This is a genomic window from Litoribaculum gwangyangense (genome assembly GCF_039543505.1).
Classification (GTDB): domain Bacteria; phylum Bacteroidota; class Bacteroidia; order Flavobacteriales; family Flavobacteriaceae; genus Litoribaculum; species Litoribaculum gwangyangense.
Window position 1 is genome coordinate 378,689 of the sequence record NZ_BAABJW010000004.1, and the last position, 17,793, is coordinate 396,481.

Here is a 17,793-nt window from a genome sequence, read left to right on the forward strand (position 1 = left end):
TTCAACACACTCATATCATGAATTTTAATAAAATTATAACATTTAAAAAATGAAACTCCTCTATCAAAATTATTTGATAGAGGAGCTGTAAAGTGGAGTCGGAGAGAATCGAACTCTCGTCCAAACAAGTAACCAAAAGGCTTTCTACACGTTTAGTTTTTTCATGGTTTTCATTTGCAAGCTGATTAAAAACACTCTACTTACAACTTAGCTTTTTTAGTTTCAAAAGTAAATCAAAGCACTCTACTTTCTATATTGACATTTACGATGCCTCAAAAGGGAACGCCGTCAATCAAGGCTTTCCAGAGACATAAAGCTTGTACACCTTGTGTACCTAGGCCAATCTTACTAAAATTCAGATTAAGCAGCTAAAGCGTAGTTATTCTCGCCGTTTAAATTTTGACCTAGCCTTTTACGTGTTTCAAAGTCATTACACGACGTGCTTACAATTTAATTAATCTCGCTGTCAAAACCAGTCGACCCCATTAATTATTTGTATTTGTGCATTACCCTTAAGGGTCAGGCTTTTCGCTATATCTTTTGCAAAATCAAAAGGATGTCGCTTCAAATGCCAAAGGTATTCACGAATTCCTATTTGTTAAAAATATAAATGCATGAGTAATCCTTAATGCGGGCTGCAAAGGTATCAAAAAGTTTGTAAAACCATTCAAAACCTAGTACATTAGTGCAAAATTTGTACCAAATAAATTACTGTCAGTCGTCTCCTTTAAAAAACTTATTGTACCATGAAATTTGCCCTTATTAAAGAACGTAAAAATCCACCAGATCGTCGTGTGGTATTTTCGCCTTCTGTTTTACTAAAAGCTAAAAAACTATTTCCGAATGCCAATTTTATAGTAGAATCATCTAATATTCGAGTGTTTTCAGATGAACAATACCAAGTTTTAGGTTTTGAGGTTACTGATGATATTTCAGATTGCGATGTCATGATTGGGGTAAAAGAAGTTCCTATTCAGGCTTTAATTCCCAGTAAAAAATATTTTTTCTTTTCTCATACCATTAAAAAGCAACCCTATAACAGAAAGTTACTAAAAACGATTCTCGAAAAAAATATAGAGCTTTACGACCACGAAACGATAGTTAACGAAAAGGGATATCGTTTGATTGGTTTTGGCCGTTATGCCGGTATCGTTGGAACCTATAACGGTTTTAGAGCATGGGGCTTAAAATACAACTCTTGGCAATTACCTAAGGCTGGATTACTACAAAATCAAGCTGCATTAATTTCAGAATTGAATAAAGTGGCGCTTCCAAATATAAAAATTCTGTTAACGGGAAGTGGAAAGGTAGCCAATGGAGCTCAAGAAATGCTGGAAGCGATGGCTATAAAGGCGGTTTCAGTTGAAGCGTATTTAAATTCAACTTTTAATGAGCCAGTCTATTGTAAAATAGATGTGTTGGATTATAACAAACGAACAGACGGACGAGTGATTGATAATTTGGATTTTTTTAATAATCCACAAAATTACGAGTCCAATTTCATGCGATTTGCCAAAGTAACCGATTATTATATTGCGGGTCATTTTTATGGTGATGGCGCCCCATACTTATACTCCAGAAATGATGTTAAAAAACCAGATTTTAACATAAAAGTTGTTGCAGACATCAGTTGTGATATTGATGGACCCGTGGCAACCACCATTCGAGCTTCAACCATTGCGGACCCTATTTATGGATATGACCCTCAAACAGAAACTGAAATTGATTACAAAGATAATAAAGCTATTGTGGTTATGGCCGTTGATAATTTACCATGTGAACTTCCCCAAGATGCCAGTGAAGGCTTTGGAGAACAGTTTTTAGAACATGTTATTCCAGCGTTTTTTAATAACGATAAAGATGGCATTTTAAAACGAGCAAAAATTGCTGAGAATGGTAAACTCACCGAACAATTTTCCTACTTAAAGAATTATGTAGATGCACTAGAATGATTTTGGGATTTAAAGTTTTAATATTCAAATAAATGAAGTATCTTTATTAGATATTAACATAACCAAAATATACATTTATGAAAATTTTCTATTCTATTTTTTGCTTAACCATTTTTTTAGTGAGTTGTAAAGCAGAACCAGATAATTCTGCAAATGAATTATTTGAAAAAAATTCTAAAACGGCCCTAAAGTCTATATCAGATTGGGAAAATGAAACTCTAGACTATTCTATTTTTGCTGAAAATTCGGTAGGTTTAAACACCTTTTTTGGAGCAGAAGTAGATACAATATTGGTTCAAAGTGAAGAATCAAAGGCGATGGACAAAGCGTTTCTAGAAAAATATGATTTTAAGTTTTATCCTAATCCACCAGTACTTTTACCGGGGGTAAATCCTGACACGAAATTACCTGATGGTTCCGTGCGCTATTACGGTGCTTGGGAAGTTACTTTACCCGCTACGGATTCTACTGAAGCAAAAACAGGTATAATTAAAGTTTACAACTCTTTGGATTTTGATTCGGAAGGTAAAATTCTATATTCACAAGGTTACGGTGATTATACAGGTTTGATGAATTATTTAAATCAATAGTTTATTACAAAATAATTAAATTTTAAAAGCCACTAAAATTCATTTTAGTGGCTTTTTTTTTATTGGAATGCCTCTTGTCATATAATTATTTAAATATGAAGTGCGTAATATTCAAAATAAAGTTTTTGGATTACTTATAACAGCTAAAACTAACATTGCAAAAACCAAACTATAAATATCCCAAAATGTTGGTGGGAATCACCAATGTAATGATATAATTTCCTAGCAATTTTGTGACTGTTTATTTCTAATTGTCTCATATTTACTAGGGAAGAAAAAAGACCGATACTATGAATTATTACTATTAAATTAGTTGCGATTAAAGATTCACATTTTTAAAAAAGTACTCATATTTCAAACCATATCATAAAACTTTTTTTAAGTTTGGAATAAAAAGTATTTTGAATCCAGCGGAAGAATATATTATTAATCAACCAGAGCCTTATCGCGCTATTTTAATGCATATTCAAGTAATAATTAAGCATGTTATTGCTGACGCGGAATTAAAATACAAGTGGCATATTCCTTGTTATTATTTAGGTGAAACCCCATTATGTTATTTGAATGCGAGTCACAAAAAGCGATTTGTTGATGTTGGATTTTGGCACTCGGCATACCTCTCTGAATTTGATGATTATCTTGTTAGTGAAAACCGAAAAGTGGTTAAATCATTGCGATATACGTCCTTAGACGATGTAAATGATGAGGTCTTAATGGCTATACTTGTCGAAGCAAAAAAGCAAAAGGGAAAGTCGTTTTACAATAAGTAATCTAAACAATGTTTAATAAAGGCTTAACTCTATTTGTGTGAACCATCACAATACGGTGGATTCTTAGTTTGTTTACAAGTACAAAGGTATGCCGTTGTATCTTCTTCTACTGAAAAGACCATTGAAGGTGTTGCTTTTGCAGCCCGATGTGAACCATTACAAAATGGTTGGTCACCACTATGCCCGCAAGTACACCACGCATAATTTTTATTGGCTTCTAATTCACATTTAATTGGTGTATCACCTCCACGAGTATTATTTTCCATAGTTTTTTAAATTTAAATAAACTTAAATATACAATTTATTATAACGAGTTAATTGTTTTTCTAATAGCAACCAGATTTGAAAGTAGTTTTTCTAAATTATCGAGGTGTAGCATATTGGCGCCATCACTTTTCGCATTTGCTGGGTCGAAATGGGTTTCAATAAATAGCCCATCCACATTATTAACGACACCAGCTCTGGCTATGGTTTCAATCATATCAGGTCTACCACCAGTAACACCAGCACTTTGGTTGGGTTGTTGCAACGAGTGCGTTACATCTAAAACGGTGGGTGCAAATTTCCGCATAGTTGGGATGCCTCTGAAATCTACTATCATATCTTGGTAGCCAAACATGGTGCCTCTATCAGTTATCCATACTTTGTTGTTTCCAGCGTCCTTTACTTTTTGAACTGCATGTTTCATGGATTCCGGACTCATAAATTGCCCTTTTTTTAGGTTTACCACTTTACCCGTTTCAGCAGCTGCCACTACCAAATCCGTTTGTCTAACTAAAAAAGCTGGTATTTGTAAAACATCCACATATTCTGCAGCCATGGAGGCATCAGAAATTTCATGAATATCGGTAACGGTAGGAATATCAAAAGTTTCAGAAACTTTTCTCAGTATTTTTAAAGCTTTTTCATCTCCAATTCCTGTAAAACTATCAATTCTACTTCTATTGGCCTTTTTAAAACTTCCTTTAAATACATATGGAATTTCCAATTTAGCGGTAATGGAAACAACTTTTTCGGCTATATATAATGCCATATCTTCGCCCTCAATAGCACATGGGCCACAAAGCAAAAAGAAGTTGTTGGAATTGGTATGTTTTAATTTTGGAACGTCGTTAAGGTTCATGTTATGAATTTTGAATTACAAATATAAGATTAAAGACCGAAATAAATGCACTTAGGTTTTAATTCAAAAGTGCTGCATTCAGATAATTGTATAAGTATTTAATTGACAATTTAAACACCGTACATATTATAGTTTTCAAAAATATAAAAAATTGTTATTCAACAACTTATGATATTTTTAATATCTGGATTTAATGAATACAAAATGCAAGATTCAAATAAAAATATTTATATCAATAATCCATTATTTATAAGTACCTTTGCACGCTTAAAATAAGGCACTATTATGGCTAATATTAAAAACATTGCAATTATTGCACACGTTGACCACGGTAAGACTACTCTGGTTGATAAAATTATGTATCACTGTCAGTTGTTTCGTGAAAACGAAAATACAGGTGATTTAATACTGGATAATAACGATTTAGAGCGTGAGAGAGGTATTACTATTACCTCAAAAAATGTCTCTGTGATTTATAAAGACACAAAAATAAATATTATTGATACCCCTGGTCACGCCGATTTTGGAGGCGAAGTAGAGCGAGTGTTGAATATGGCCGATGGTGTTTTGTTATTAGTTGATGCTTTTGAAGGCCCGATGCCGCAAACTCGTTTTGTACTTCAAAAAGCAATCGATTTAGGATTGAAACCTTGCGTAGTAATCAATAAAGTTGATAAGGAAAACTGTACTCCAGAAGAAGTGCATGAAAAGGTTTTTGACTTAATGTTTGAATTGGGTGCTGAAGAGTGGCAATTAGACTTTCCAACGGTTTATGGTTCAGCGAAACAAAACTGGATGAGTGATGATTGGAATAATAAAACCGAGAATATTGAGCCTTTACTGGATATGGTAATTGAACATATTCCAGCTCCTAAAATTGAAGCAGGAACAACTCAAATGCTCATAACCTCTTTAGACTTTTCATCTTTTACAGGCAGAATTGCCATAGGGCGTTTAACCAGAGGTGAGTTGAAAGTGGGACAAAATATTTCACTTGTAAAGAGAAATGGAAGTTTTCAAAAGTCAAAAATTAAAGAACTACATATTTTTGAAGGTTTAGGTCGTAAAAAAGTAGAGGAGGTGCAAACAGGCGATATATGTGCATTGGTAGGTTTGGAAGGTTTTGAAATTGGTGATACCGTTGCTGATTGGGAAAATCCTGAAGGTTTAAAAACCATTGCTATTGATGAACCTACCATGAGTATGCTTTTTACGATTAACGATTCACCTTTCTTTGGTAAAGATGGAAAATTTGTAACATCGCGTCACATTAAAGACCGCTTGAAAAAAGAGTTAGAAAAGAATTTAGCACTTCGTGTTGAAGAAACCGACAGTGCGGATAAATTTATGGTTTTTGGTCGTGGGGTATTGCATTTATCAGTTTTAATTGAAACCATGCGTCGTGAAGGTTATGAATTACAAATTGGGCAACCACAAGTAATCATCAAAGAAATTGATGGTATCAAATGTGAGCCTGTTGAAGAAATGACTATAGATTTACCCGAAGAGGTTTCTGGGAAGGCCATAGAAATGGTTACTTTACGTAAAGGGGAAATGATAAGTATGGAAGCCAAAGGTGATCGTATGGTTTGTCAATTTATGATTCCATCAAGAGGTATTATTGGTTTAAGAAATCAGTTGCTTACTGCCACTGCCGGTGAAGCCATCATGGCGCACCGCTTTAAAGAATATCAACCCTTAAAAGGTGGTATTCCTGAGAGACAAAATGGATCTTTGGTATCTATGGAAAAAGGGCAAGCAATACCATATTCTATAGACAAACTACAAGAACGCGGAAAGTTTTTTATTGACCCAGGAGAAGATATTTACGAAGGACAAGTTATTGGGGAAAATTCTCGTGGTGATGATATGGTAGTTAACGTCACAAAAACAAAAAAATTAAGTAACGTCCGTTCATCTGGAGCTGATGATAAGGCCAAAATTGTTCCTGCGATAAAATTTTCGTTGGAAGAAGCCTTGGAATACATCCAAAAAGATGAGTATGTTGAGGTAACTCCAAACCATATAAGATTAAGAAAAATCTATTTAACAGAGGTAGAGCGTAAGCGAAACAAATCAGTATAACATGGAATTCCTTAGAATTTCTTGGATAGAAGTTGTAGGGTACTTAGCCATGGGAACGGTTTTGATATCCTTTTTAATGAAATCTGTAAAAAATTTACGAATAGTAAACTCCTTTGGGTGTTTACTATTTGTATTTTATGGTTTCATACTCCAACCAGTTTCTAGACCTATAATCATAACGAATACCGTTATTTTTTTTATCAATATCTACTACTTGTTGAAAAAATAAAACATTGATTTTTAATCGATGAATTTTTACTTTAATCATTCAATTTATTGATACGCAAAATCATTTTGTATATTTGATTCCTTTTAAAAGGATTAATAATAAACTGCTCAAAATATAGTTATAAGTGAGTATTTTGTATGTTTTTAATTGTTCTTTAAATACACATGTAATCCTCATATTAATTGAAAAAATTAATAGACTATATAAATAATAAGGTTTTAGTTAAAATTGCTTCACTACAAACAACTTCAGTAATAATCAGAATAATAGCTGGTTTACTTACTTCTAAAGCCGTGGCTGTTTTTATAGGGCCTGTAGGTTTAGCGCTTATTGGGAACCTTCGTGATTTTGTTGGCGCATCCCATACGATAGCAACAGTTGGTTTTTACAAAGGTATAGTAAGGTATGTTGCCGAATTTAAGGAAAAAACTTTAGAGCTGAGCAAAACGCTATCGACGGTTTATTATACAGGTTTTATATCGACTATTATAGTGTCTTTTTTCTGCTATTTTAATGCGCAATGGATTAATGATACGATATTTCCCGAATATAATAACTACACTTTTGTTATTCAAATATTCTCCATAGTACTTCCATTTTATGCATTAAATATGTTTTCATTTTCAATAATGAATGGATTTTCAAAGTATAAAATACTTATAGTTATTAATATTATTGGACAAATATTGAGCGTTTCCATTGCTTTAATTTTAATATATCAAGAAAAATTGAAAGGCGCTTTAATATCTGTAGTAATCGCCGAATCCATAATATTTTTAATTACGTTGGTAGGTATTATTAATAGACGTAGTTTAATTTCTTACATACGTGTCGAAAATGTGAGTTTAAGTGTTTTAAAAAAAATGGGTTTTTACTCTTTAATGGCCCTTTTTACTGCTGTGTTTTTACCACTGGTAACGATTGCCATTAGATCTTATATTATTGACAATGTGAGTTATAAAGATGCGGGTTTTTGGGAAGCCATAACTAGGTTATCCAAATATTATTTAATGTTTGTTAGCTCGTTAATAGCGTTATATCTTTTACCACGCTTTGCTGAAATAACCGATACTAAAGAATTCAAAAAAGAAATTTTTAGCTTTTACAAAACGGTAATTCCAATTTTATCAGTAGGCATGTTGATAATTTATTTGCTTAAAAAGTATATAGTTTTAGTAGTTTTTACTGAGGAATTTAAACCTGTGGAGGATTTATTCCTTTGGCAATTATTAGGAGATTTTGTTAAAATATTATCCATCATTATAGCTTACCAGTTTTTAGCAAAAAAAATGTTTTGGCATTATATTCTCACTGAAGCCTTTTTAATTATAACGCTATATAGCACAAGTGTTTATTTTATTGATGTATTCGATAGTGTAAAAGGGGCTGTAATTGCTCATTTTGTGAGTTATGTGATGTATTACGGTATTATTTTACTCATTTTTGGGAGTTCGCTTTTTGGTTTGGATATCGAGAAAAAATAAAAGAAGTGTTAAAAAAAATATTTAGTAATTCTATTATAAAAGTTTTTTCATACAATAGTCTAGTGGTGTTTGGTAAACTTTTATCCTCATTTATTGTTTCAAAAGTAAGTGCTATTTATTTAGGGCCATCTGGTTATGCTTTAGTTGGTAATTTAAAAAATGTTTTACAAGGAGTGTTTGGGATAACTGCTAGTGGTTTTGAAAGTGGTATTATTAGGCACATAGCGGAAAATAGGAATAGTACAAAACAGTTTAATGTAATTGTTTCTTCAGCTATAAGTTTGGGCTTAATTACTTCTTTTATAGTTGGTTTGCTATTGTTTTTTTTTGATAAACCGTTGAGTGTTTATGTTTTAAAAGATATATCATTTGCATACATATTTAGATGTTTGTCTATTCTTTTGCCTTTAATTTCATTAAATTTTTTGATTATTTATATATTCAATGGCCTGCAAAAGTTCAAGATATATTCTATTTTGATAACAATTACAAATACCTTAAATGCTTTACTCAGCTTTTTATTTATTTATTATTATAACCTAAAGGGGGCCTTATTGATAAGTGTGTTAATTCCTGCTTTTAGTTTTTTATTCAGTTTATTAATAAATGAAGTCAGGGAAGTTATCTGGAGTTTTATTTTAAACATAAAAAATATATCTTTTGTTTTTTTGAAATCTATAGCTACCTATTTAGGTATGGCGACATATTCTTCAATACTAATTGGTTTGTCCTATCTATTTATTAGAAATGAAATTATTTTCAATTTAGATATTAATACTGCCGGATTGTGGGAAGCAATGAATAAAATATCTGCTTTTTACATGCTGTTTTTTTCATCTTTAATAACATTATATTTGTTACCTCAACTGGCTATTAACAAAACAATTAAAGGTTATAAAAATATAATGAAATCCTATTTTAAATACTTAATTCCATTTTTAATTTCGGTGTTTCTTATATTATTACTTTTTAGAACTGTTGTCATAAAAATATTTTTAACAGATGAATTTCAATCTATCGAGAAATATTTTTATTTACAGTTAATAGGAGATTTTATAAAAATAATTGCCTTTTCATTAGCCTATCAATTTCATGCAAAAAAAATGGTAGTATTTTATTTAGTATCGGATGCTATACTCTATTTATCATTCTACTTTTTGAGTTTATATTTAATAAATGATTATTTTCTTCAAGGTGTATTTTATGCTTATGTTTTAAGTTCTTTTTTATATTTAATTTCAGTATTTGGTTTTATCTATTTTAATAATTCAAACTATTTAAAACAAGATGCCTAAAAATTTTAAACACATATTATTTTTAAGTATTCCACTAATACTTAAGTACATTTTTTTACTAATTTTTAGTGATTTTGATTTATTTAATTTTGATGATTTAAAAGAAGATGTACTATTTTATGTTTGTATAATTTTTTTGCTTTATGGAAGTTTTATAAAGCGTCAGTTTTTTGTTGATATTATCTGTCTACTTTATGTTCTATACTTGTTTTTAGAAACCACATCCTATATGGCGGTTTCTTCAAATTTTTCATCCTCCTATATGTATTTGTTGATTGAGTCTAATAATCAAGAATTAAGTGAGTTTGTCTCAGCGTATGCAAACACATCTATTATTTTGTTTATAATTCTTGGCTTTATTTTATTCTTTATGATACGAAAATTGTCAATGGAAATTACAAATAAATACCATTCAATCATTGGCATTTTTGGTTTTTTAGGTATAGTAGCTGTTTTAAAATTTACAGGCTTAATTGAAAATAACGCATATCATAATATCGTTCGAGGAACTTATGGATATATAGATTTACAAAATAGTTATAAAGTAACTTCTAAAATAAGAAAAGAGGATATTAAAGTTGTAACAGACAATGAGGTGTTAGTTGTAGTTTTAGGAGAGTCTACAACTAGAGGGCATATGCAAATATATGGTTACGAAAGGGAAACTACGCCATTATTACATTCAATTAAGGATAGTTTGTTTATATACAATAATGTCATTTCAACAGACGTATTCACACTTAAATCTGTGCCTAAAATGTTAACGTCTTTAGATAACGATAATACCAATGATACTACTTCTTCAATTGTACAAATTTTTAATACTGCTGGGTTTAAAACGTTTTGGCTGGCAAACCAAAGACCAATAAGCTACCATGATAATGCGATAAACAAAATTGCTTCAAGTTGTAATCAGTTTAAATTTTATAATTATATAGATGACCTTGAAACTAATATTTTAGATGAAGTTATTTTATCAGATTATTCAAAAATTCTTTCTGAACCTGGTAAGAAAGTTGTTTTTATTAAGTTAATAGGGACTCACTTTGATTACAAGAAACGTTATCCAGAAGCCTACAATGTTTTTGTAAGTAATTCTAATACTTCAACCAAAATCGAAAATATAAATAACTACGATAATGCTGTTTTGTATAATGATTTTATTATGTTTTCACTAATCAGTGAACTTAAAATACAAAACAAAAAAAGCGCATTAATATACTTATCAGACCATGGTGAGAATGTTTACGATAATGGAACTGACTTTTTCGGAAGATCTGAAGAAAATCTAACAAAAAGCATGTTTGAAATCCCGTTTTTATTGTGGACATCTGAAGATTTTGATTTCCCTCTTGATTTTGAATATAAACCCAATAGACTGTTCATGACTGACCACACTTATGAAAGCATTGGTCACCTTTTTGGGGTAAAATATAAGAATATAGATGAAAGCAAAAGTATTTTCAGTAGTGCATTTAAGGATAGAAATAGAAAAGTAATTGACGGCATTGATTTCGACTCCTATTTTCTGAAATAATATGAATAAAAAAATTTGTATTCTTACTGATAGTTTAAGTAAAGGTGGTGCAGAAAAGGTAGCTGCTAATTTAACTATATCATTGACAAACAAGGGATATCAAGTTTATGTAGTTTCCATGACAAATGTTATTGATTATCAATTTACCGGTAATTTATATAATTTTGGATTGATTAAAGAGGCTCAAAATAAATTTAAGGCTTTTCTTGAGTTCAAAAACTATTTTAGGAAGCATAAATTTGACGTGATAATAGATCATAGGGTTCGTGATAAATATTTAAAGGAAATTTTATTTTCTAAAATAATATTTAGAAAACAAAAAGTTATTTATTGTATACATAGCTATAATTTATCTTTCTATTTCTCTTTTTTAAAACTACCTAGATTAGCAAAATTTCCACATACTAAAGACCATAAGTTCGTAGCTGTTTGCCATGAAATTAAGGATTACTTAAATAAAACTTTAAATATAAATAGTATTCATATCAATAATTACTTATTAAATAATACTACCCCTTTTGAAAATTTTAATGAAGACTTTTTTGATGAATACATAATAGGAGTAGGACGATTAAATAAAATAAAGCAATTTGATAAATTAATTACATGTTATAAAAATTCTAATCTTCCAATTAATAAAATTAAACTTTTAATACTAGGCGATGGTGAAAACAAAAAAGTTTTAAAACAATTGGTTGAAGATTTAAAATTAAAAGACTTAGTGAATTTTTATCCATTTAGGGAGAATCCGTATGGATTAATTAGAAACGCAAAAGCGTTGGTCTTAACCAGTAAAACCGAGGGATTTCCGATGGTATTATTAGAAGCACTTTCATTAAATACGCCGGTTATCTCCTTTGATTGTAAAAGCGGACCAGGTGAAATTATTAAACATGGAATTAATGGCTTATTGGTCGATGACCAAAATGAAGAAGCACTTACTTTGGCTATTAACAAGTTAGTTGACCCCCATTTTTATCAAAAAATAAAAGCAAATGCTGATTTGGATTTAGAACAATTTTCGGAAAGTAAGGCTATTGAAAAATGGAAAGATATTTTCGAAAACCCAAATAAATATTTTTCGTAATAAAAAATAAGTCTGTTGGAAGGAAGTACTTAATTTTTTGAACCCAGGTTAAGTTTTTTGTGTTTATTTTTTCCTTGTAAAAATTTACCAGCGCATCATTCTTTTCCATTTTATATAAAACAACTAATTCGTAATGAACAAAATCTAAGAATTTTTTTAAATAGGGGTATTCAATAGTTTTTAAATACTTTTCGTAATCTGGTATTTTCCTAATAAAATTTTTGTTTCTAGTTGTTAATTGGTCAGGTAATCCAGTCCGATAACATACTTTACTATCCATGTAATAAACTAAGTTATAAACACTAAAGCATCGAATGTAAAAATCGTACTCTTCACCATAGTTAACAGTCTCATCAAAGTAACCAACGTCTTTAAAAACAGACTTATTCAGTACCAGTGAACTAGGGCACATAATATTCTTGTTTAAATTGAAATAGGAGTCTATAATCTTTGTTTTACCAGTATCGAATATTTTGGGATTTAAACGAGCTGTTTTATGTGGTTTTAAAACAAGAACATTTGTGGAAAACACAAAATATGTTTTATGCGTATCTATTAATCTTTGTATGGTTTCTAAAAAATCTACCATCCATAAATCATCAGCATCAAGAAAAGCGATATATTCTGAACGGGCTTTTTTTATGCCAAAGTTTCGAGAATAAGATAACCCATGGTTTTTGTTTGAATAAGTATGTATTCGAGAATCCTTAATGTTTTTAACAATATTTAAGCTATCATCTGTTGAACCATCATTAACAACAATAATCTCAAAGTCTGTAAAACTTTGATTTAAAACACTCTCTATGGTTGCTTTAATATATTTTTCTTTGTTATATAGTGGAATAACAACTGAAATAAATGGTACCATTAAATGATTTTGTAAATTTGAATCTTGATACAATACAAGCCTATAAAATCAAATATATGAAGAATTGTGTCTAAACTAAATTTATTTGTTTGAAGTTATCTATAATTATACCCTGTTTTAATCAAATAAAAGAGCTCTATGATTGCTTAGAGTCAATTTCAAAACAGCGTTTTACAGACTTTGAGATTATTGTAATAGATGGTGGATCAAAAGGTAATTTTGAAAGTATTTTAATAGCTATCCCACTAAAAATTAAGTTTGTTTCAGAGCCAGATTCGGGTGTTTATGATGCAATGAATAAAGGTGTTTCGATGGCTAGTGGGGACTGGCTTTATTTTATGGGTGTTGACGATGCCTTTTATGATGATGATGTTTTAAAATCATTGATTCCCTATTTTAAAAATGATAATGTAAAGCTATTTATAGGCCCCATAATATACAGGTTTAAAAAAGATGATAGCATTTTTGTAAAAAAAAACAAAGGGTTATTTAAACCATTATGGTCTAAACAAATTTGGTTAAAAAACACATTGCCCCATCAAGGTATGTTTTATCATAGGTCTTTGTTTGAAAAACAATGCTATGACACTAAATATAAAGTTTTAGGAGATTATGCATTTAATTTGAATTTATGGAGAAGACATGTTCCGGTCTTAATTATAGATACTATAATTGCCACTTGTGGAACTCAAGGTTTATCAAAGTGTTATAATTGGTCTTTGTATAAAGAAGAAATTACCTTAAAAACAGAGGCTTCATTTATTATTTTTAAACCTATTTTTATGGTAATAGCAACAACAAAATTTGTTTTGAAAAAACTATTTTGAGTTTTATATATCAGTATTCCCTTTTTCTTTGCACAACCTCATAAACCTGATTCTCGTCACACTTCAGTGTTTTACTTGGGTATTTGAGTAAAAGTGCATAATCATGAGTTGCCATTAAAATGGTATTACCATTTTTGTTTATATCTTGAAGCACTTCCATAACTTCAATACTGGTTTGTGGGTCTAGATTACCAGTAGGCTCATCAGCTAAAATAAGTTCGGGGTTATTTAGTAGAGCTCGAGCAATCGCAACTCTTTGTTGTTCTCCTCCAGATAATTCATGTGGAAATTTAAACCCTTTAGTTTTCATATCAACTTTAGTTAAAACTTCTTCAACTCGCGTATTCATTTTGTCTTTATCTTTCCAACCTGTTGCTTTTAAAACAAATAGTAAATTATCATTAACAGTTCTGTCGGTCAATAATTTAAAATCCTGAAAGACGACACCCAGTTTTCTTCTTAAAAAAGGAATTTCTTTATCAGTTAGTGTTTTTAAGTCAAAATCTACAATATGGCCTTCGCCCTCAGTTAAAGGTAAATCGCCATAAAGCGTTTTCATAAAACTACTTTTTCCAGTACCTGTTTTGCCTATTAAATATACAAAATCCCCTTTGTAAACTTCTACGTTAACGTTTGAAAGTACGAGACTGTCACCTTGATAGATGGCAGCGTTTTTAAGTTCTAAAATAGGATTTGACATAAAATAGAAGGCGTTTTTAAGAGATGTAAATGTATTACTAAAAAGTTAAATCTTAAAACTAACGTTGAAAACTTTACGTTATTTTCAATTGAAATTTACATTTAATAACTCGGTTTATAATTATAGCACGATTGTTGCGTTATAGGTTTTAGATTGAATTATCTTTGAATCATCAAATAAAAAACGAATCGTTAATGAGTAATAAAAATTGTCTTTCACTTTTGGTGGCTGTCCTATTGAGTTTTCAAATGATAGCACAACAATCAGCCACATACACCAGTAATTTAGTCGATTATCAAAGGGCATTATCGTTATATAATAATCAGCAATATTTAGCTGCTCAATCGTTGTTCAGTAGTGTAAAAAAAACAGCTAAGGAAGAAATTCTGCAATCGGATTGCACCTATTATATTGCTAATTGTGCTGTAAGATTGAATCAACAAAACGCCGACCAATTGGTTGAGAATTTCGTTAAAGAATATCCAACAAGTACCAAACGAAATACGGCTTTTGTAGATGTGGGCGATTATTATTTTGAAAATTCTAAATATGCCTATGCCCGAAAATGGTATGATAAAGTTGATGAAAATGCCTTGGGTAAAAATGAAAAACAGAAGTTTTATTTCAATAATGGTTATTCGGCATTTTCTAGTAAGCAATATAATGATGCCAAAAAGTATTTAAGTAAGGTAGAAAACTCCCAAGAGTTTGGTTCGCAAGCCACATATTATTTAGGTTTTATGGCTTATGAAGGTGATGATTACAATGCTGCCAACGAATATTTTGAACAGGTGAGTGACCAAGAACGATACAAAGAAAAACTATCGTATTATCAAGCCGATTTAAACTTTAAGTTAGGAAATTTTGAAAAAGCCATAGAGCTTGCAAAAGCGAGATTAGGCACAAGTGATGATGAGGAAATCTCTGAGCTTTCAAAAATAATTGGCGAAAGTTATTTTAATCTTGAAAAATATGCAGAGTCCATTCCATACCTAAAAGCATATAAAGGAAAAAGAGGAAAAAGAGACACAACAGGCAAATGGAACAATACCGATTATTACCAATTGGGTTATGCTTATTACAAACAAAAAGACTACGAAAATGCCATTTCAGAGTTTAATAAAATAGTAAGCGGAAATAACTCTGTTGCCCAAAACGCCTATTACCATTTAGGTGAAAGTTATATCAATTTAGACAAAAAACAGGAGGCTTTGAATGCCTTTAGGAATGCCTCTCAAATGGATTTCGATTTAAAAATTCAGGAAGATGCTTGGTTAAATTATGCGAAAATCAGTTACGAAATTGGTAATCCATATCAATCAGCGCCACAAGTTTTGGCTGGTTATCTTCAGAAATATCCCAATACAAGCTACAAAGAAGAAATTGAAACCCTTTTAATTGATTCTTACATCACCTCAAAAAACTATAAGGAAGCGCTTAAATTATTGGAAGGTAAAAAGAGTTTTGAGAATAAAGTGGCATACCAAAAAGTGGCTTTTTACAGAGGCTTGGAGCTTTATAATGAAAGTCAGTATTTAGAAGCCAAAAATTTATTTGATGCCTCTCTAAAAGAACCAAGAGATCCAAATTATACTGCCAGAGCTACCTTTTGGAAAGCCGAGGCTGATTATAATTTAACAAATTATGATGATGCCTTAATTGGGTTTAAACAGTTTCAACAAATGCCAGAAGCCTCATCAACTCCCGAAAACGAAAACATCAATTACAATTTAGCGTATACCTATTTTAAGCTCAAGAATTACGGACAAGCTACCCAGTTTTTTAATCAATTCATCTCAAACAAACGAAACGACAAAGTACGATTGAATGATGCCTATTTGCGTTTAGGTGACGGACATTTTGTATCAAGTGAATACCAAAGTGCTATCAGTGCTTACGAAAATGCTATTAAACTCAATGAAATAGAATCAGATTATGCCTTTTTCCAAAAAGCCATAAGTGTTGGATATACGGGACAATCCTCAAAAAAAATAAAGGAACTTGAAAAATTTATTTCAGATTATCCAAACTCCAAATTGCGTGATGATGCTATGTATGAGTTGGGGAACTCGTATGTTAAAGCCAACGAAACCGAGAAGGCTATGGGGGTTTATAACCGTTTAAATAGTGAATATAGTATGAGTTCGTTTGTGCCAAAAGCATTGTTACGTCAAGGTTTGGTATATTACAATTCAGGTGAAAACGAAAGCGCCTTAACTAAGTTTAAAAAAGTGGCATCCGAATATCCGGGATCTCCCGAAGCGGTTCAAGCGGTTTCCACAGCCAAATTAATTTATATTGATTTGGGAAGAGTAGATGATTATGCGCGTTGGGTAAAAACCTTGGATTATGTGGAAGTAACGGATGCCGACTTGGACAATGCTACTTACGAAGCTGCTGAAAAACAATACTTAGACAATGCCACCGATAAGGCCATCAAGCAATTTAATGGGTATTTAAGTCAATTTCCTAACGGTTTACACGCATTACAATCCCATTTTTATTTGGCTCAATTGTATTATAAGAAAGATTTGTTGGAAAATGCGGTACCACATTATAAATACATAACGGAAGCTTCACAAAGCGAATTTACAGAGGAAGCGCTTACGCGTTTATCACAATTTTACTTAGAGAAGAAAAGTTGGAAACAAGCCATTCCTTTATTATTGAGATTGGAAACCGAAGCCAATTTCCCCCAAAATGTGGTTTTTGCGCAATCCAATTTAATGAAAGCTTATTATCAATTAGAAAACTATAACGATGCGTTTACGTATGCAGATAAAGTTTTGGCAAGTACAAAAATTGATAATAAAATTAAAAGTGATGCTCATGTGATTATTGCACGTACTGCTATTAAAACAGGTGATGAGACCAAGGCAAAAATAGCCTATACGCAAGTTGAGAAAGTGGCAACAGGGGAAACAGCTGCCGAAGCCTTGTACTACAATGCCTATTTTAAAAATAAGGAAGGCAAGCATGAAGCTTCCAACCAATCAGTTCAAAAATTAGCAAAAGATTTTTCAGGATACAAATATTACAGCGCTAAAGGGCTGGTACTTATGGCAAAGAATTATTATGCATTAAATGATGCGTTTCAAGCCACTTATATTTTGGAGAGTGTGATTCAAAATTTCCCGGAATTTAATGACGTGGTAACTGAAGCTAGAGAAGAATTACGCAAAATAAAAGCTGAGGAAGCCAAAACAAATTCATCCATTCAACTAGAAGATTAATTTTCATCAATCA

At 31.1% G+C, this 17,793-nt stretch carries 15 protein-coding genes and 1 other RNA gene; 10 read left to right on the forward strand and 6 right to left on the reverse strand.

Annotation, left to right across the window (positions count from 1 at the left end):
• Nucleotides 1–90 precede the first annotated feature (90 nt).
• Nucleotides 91–484, reverse strand: a transfer-messenger RNA (tmRNA) gene (gene ssrA / locus ABD963_RS12870).
• Nucleotides 485–746: 262 nt separating this feature from the next.
• On the opposite strand from ssrA, the gene ABD963_RS12875 reads away from it, so the two are divergent.
• The 3 genes from ABD963_RS12875 (at nucleotide 747) to ABD963_RS12885 (ending at nucleotide 3,312) form a co-directional block, all read left to right on the forward strand.
• Nucleotides 747–1,952 (forward strand): NAD(P)-dependent oxidoreductase, encoded by a 1,206-nt coding sequence (locus ABD963_RS12875; RefSeq protein ID WP_345277438.1) that lies wholly within the window; start codon nucleotides 747–749, stop codon nucleotides 1,950–1,952.
• Between the two features lie 77 nt (nucleotides 1,953–2,029).
• Complete coding sequence (locus ABD963_RS12880; RefSeq protein WP_345277440.1) at nucleotides 2,030–2,542, forward strand: hypothetical protein; 513 nt, start codon at nucleotides 2,030–2,032, stop codon at nucleotides 2,540–2,542.
• Nucleotides 2,543–2,943: 401 nt separating this feature from the next.
• Entirely contained in the window at nucleotides 2,944–3,312 is a 369-nt protein-coding gene (locus tag ABD963_RS12885; protein ID WP_345277442.1) for a DUF1801 domain-containing protein, read from the forward strand.
• A gap of 29 nt (nucleotides 3,313–3,341) precedes the next feature.
• On the opposite strand, the gene ABD963_RS12890 is transcribed toward ABD963_RS12885, so the two are convergent.
• Both ABD963_RS12890 and kdsA read right to left on the reverse strand, forming a co-directional pair.
• On the reverse strand, nucleotides 3,342–3,578 hold the full coding sequence (locus ABD963_RS12890) for a CDGSH iron-sulfur domain-containing protein (RefSeq protein WP_345277444.1): 237 nt from the start codon (nucleotides 3,576–3,578) through the stop codon (nucleotides 3,342–3,344).
• Between the two features lie 38 nt (nucleotides 3,579–3,616).
• A complete protein-coding gene (gene kdsA, locus ABD963_RS12895; RefSeq protein ID WP_345277446.1) occupies nucleotides 3,617–4,435 on the reverse strand; it encodes a 3-deoxy-8-phosphooctulonate synthase in 819 nt (272 codons plus the stop codon).
• A 285-nt stretch (nucleotides 4,436–4,720) separates the two neighbouring features.
• Between kdsA and typA the strand changes: the two genes are divergently transcribed.
• Complete coding sequence (gene typA, locus ABD963_RS12900) at nucleotides 4,721–6,520, forward strand: translational GTPase TypA (RefSeq protein ID WP_345277448.1); 1,800 nt, start codon at nucleotides 4,721–4,723, stop codon at nucleotides 6,518–6,520.
• A gap of 124 nt (nucleotides 6,521–6,644) precedes the next feature.
• Here the strand turns inward: typA and ABD963_RS12905 are convergent, their stop codons facing one another.
• The gene (locus ABD963_RS12905; RefSeq protein WP_345277450.1) at nucleotides 6,645–6,788 is read right to left on the reverse strand and encodes a hypothetical protein; all 144 of its coding nucleotides are present in this window, start codon (nucleotides 6,786–6,788) and stop codon (nucleotides 6,645–6,647) included.
• Between the two features lie 143 nt (nucleotides 6,789–6,931).
• On the opposite strand from ABD963_RS12905, the gene ABD963_RS12910 reads away from it, so the two are divergent.
• From ABD963_RS12910 to ABD963_RS12925, 4 genes are read left to right on the forward strand one after another with little or no spacing between them, the layout of a single operon-like run.
• On the forward strand, nucleotides 6,932–8,233 hold the full coding sequence (locus ABD963_RS12910) for an O-antigen translocase (RefSeq protein WP_345277452.1): 1,302 nt from the start codon (nucleotides 6,932–6,934) through the stop codon (nucleotides 8,231–8,233).
• 5 nt (nucleotides 8,234–8,238) lie between these two features.
• A complete protein-coding gene (locus ABD963_RS12915; RefSeq protein ID WP_345277454.1) occupies nucleotides 8,239–9,528 on the forward strand; it encodes an O-antigen translocase in 1,290 nt (429 codons plus the stop codon).
• Entirely contained in the window at nucleotides 9,521–11,065 is a 1,545-nt protein-coding gene (locus ABD963_RS12920; protein ID WP_345277456.1) for a phosphoethanolamine transferase, read from the forward strand. The genes ABD963_RS12915 and ABD963_RS12920 overlap by 8 nt, the downstream gene beginning before the upstream one ends.
• A 1-nt stretch (nucleotide 11,066) precedes the next feature.
• Nucleotides 11,067–12,152 (forward strand): glycosyltransferase, encoded by a 1,086-nt coding sequence (locus ABD963_RS12925; protein ID WP_345277458.1) that lies wholly within the window; start codon nucleotides 11,067–11,069, stop codon nucleotides 12,150–12,152.
• Here ABD963_RS12925 and ABD963_RS12930 read toward each other — a convergent pair.
• Nucleotides 12,100–13,020, reverse strand: coding sequence for a glycosyltransferase family 2 protein (locus tag ABD963_RS12930; RefSeq protein WP_345277460.1), 921 nt, complete (start codon nucleotides 13,018–13,020; stop codon nucleotides 12,100–12,102). The genes ABD963_RS12925 and ABD963_RS12930 overlap by 53 nt on opposite strands.
• 89 nt (nucleotides 13,021–13,109) lie before the next feature.
• Here ABD963_RS12930 and ABD963_RS12935 point away from each other — a divergent pair, with 89 nt between their 5' ends.
• On the forward strand, nucleotides 13,110–13,847 hold the full coding sequence (locus tag ABD963_RS12935; RefSeq protein ID WP_345277462.1) for a glycosyltransferase family 2 protein: 738 nt from the start codon (nucleotides 13,110–13,112) through the stop codon (nucleotides 13,845–13,847).
• Nucleotides 13,848–13,857: 10 nt separating this feature from the next.
• On the opposite strand, the gene ABD963_RS12940 is transcribed toward ABD963_RS12935, so the two are convergent.
• Complete coding sequence (locus tag ABD963_RS12940) at nucleotides 13,858–14,547, reverse strand: cell division ATP-binding protein FtsE (protein ID WP_345277464.1); 690 nt, start codon at nucleotides 14,545–14,547, stop codon at nucleotides 13,858–13,860.
• A gap of 194 nt (nucleotides 14,548–14,741) precedes the next feature.
• Here ABD963_RS12940 and ABD963_RS12945 point away from each other — a divergent pair, with 194 nt between their 5' ends.
• A complete protein-coding gene (locus tag ABD963_RS12945) occupies nucleotides 14,742–17,780 on the forward strand; it encodes a tetratricopeptide repeat protein (RefSeq protein WP_345277465.1) in 3,039 nt (1,012 codons plus the stop codon).
• Nucleotides 17,781–17,793 lie beyond the last annotated feature (13 nt).

Coding starts and splice junctions, on each gene's coding strand:
- ABD963_RS12930 (WP_345277460.1), bottom strand. CDS start 13,020: ATGGTACCATTTATTTCAGTTGTTATTCCACTATATAACAAAGAAAAA.
- ABD963_RS12925 (WP_345277458.1), top strand. CDS start 11,067: ATGAATAAAAAAATTTGTATTCTTACTGATAGTTTAAGTAAAGGTGGT.
- typA (WP_345277448.1), top strand. CDS start 4,721: ATGGCTAATATTAAAAACATTGCAATTATTGCACACGTTGACCACGGT.
- kdsA (WP_345277446.1), bottom strand. CDS start 4,435: ATGAACCTTAACGACGTTCCAAAATTAAAACATACCAATTCCAACAAC.
- ABD963_RS12875 (WP_345277438.1), top strand. CDS start 747: ATGAAATTTGCCCTTATTAAAGAACGTAAAAATCCACCAGATCGTCGT.
- ABD963_RS12905 (WP_345277450.1), bottom strand. CDS start 6,788: ATGATTAAAGTAAAAATTCATCGATTAAAAATCAATGTTTTATTTTTT.
- ABD963_RS12920 (WP_345277456.1), top strand. CDS start 9,521: ATGCCTAAAAATTTTAAACACATATTATTTTTAAGTATTCCACTAATA.
- ABD963_RS12880 (WP_345277440.1), top strand. CDS start 2,030: ATGAAAATTTTCTATTCTATTTTTTGCTTAACCATTTTTTTAGTGAGT.
- ABD963_RS12940 (WP_345277464.1), bottom strand. CDS start 14,547: ATGTCAAATCCTATTTTAGAACTTAAAAACGCTGCCATCTATCAAGGT.
- ABD963_RS12890 (WP_345277444.1), bottom strand. CDS start 3,578: ATGGAAAATAATACTCGTGGAGGTGATACACCAATTAAATGTGAATTA.
- ABD963_RS12945 (WP_345277465.1), top strand. CDS start 14,742: ATGAGTAATAAAAATTGTCTTTCACTTTTGGTGGCTGTCCTATTGAGT.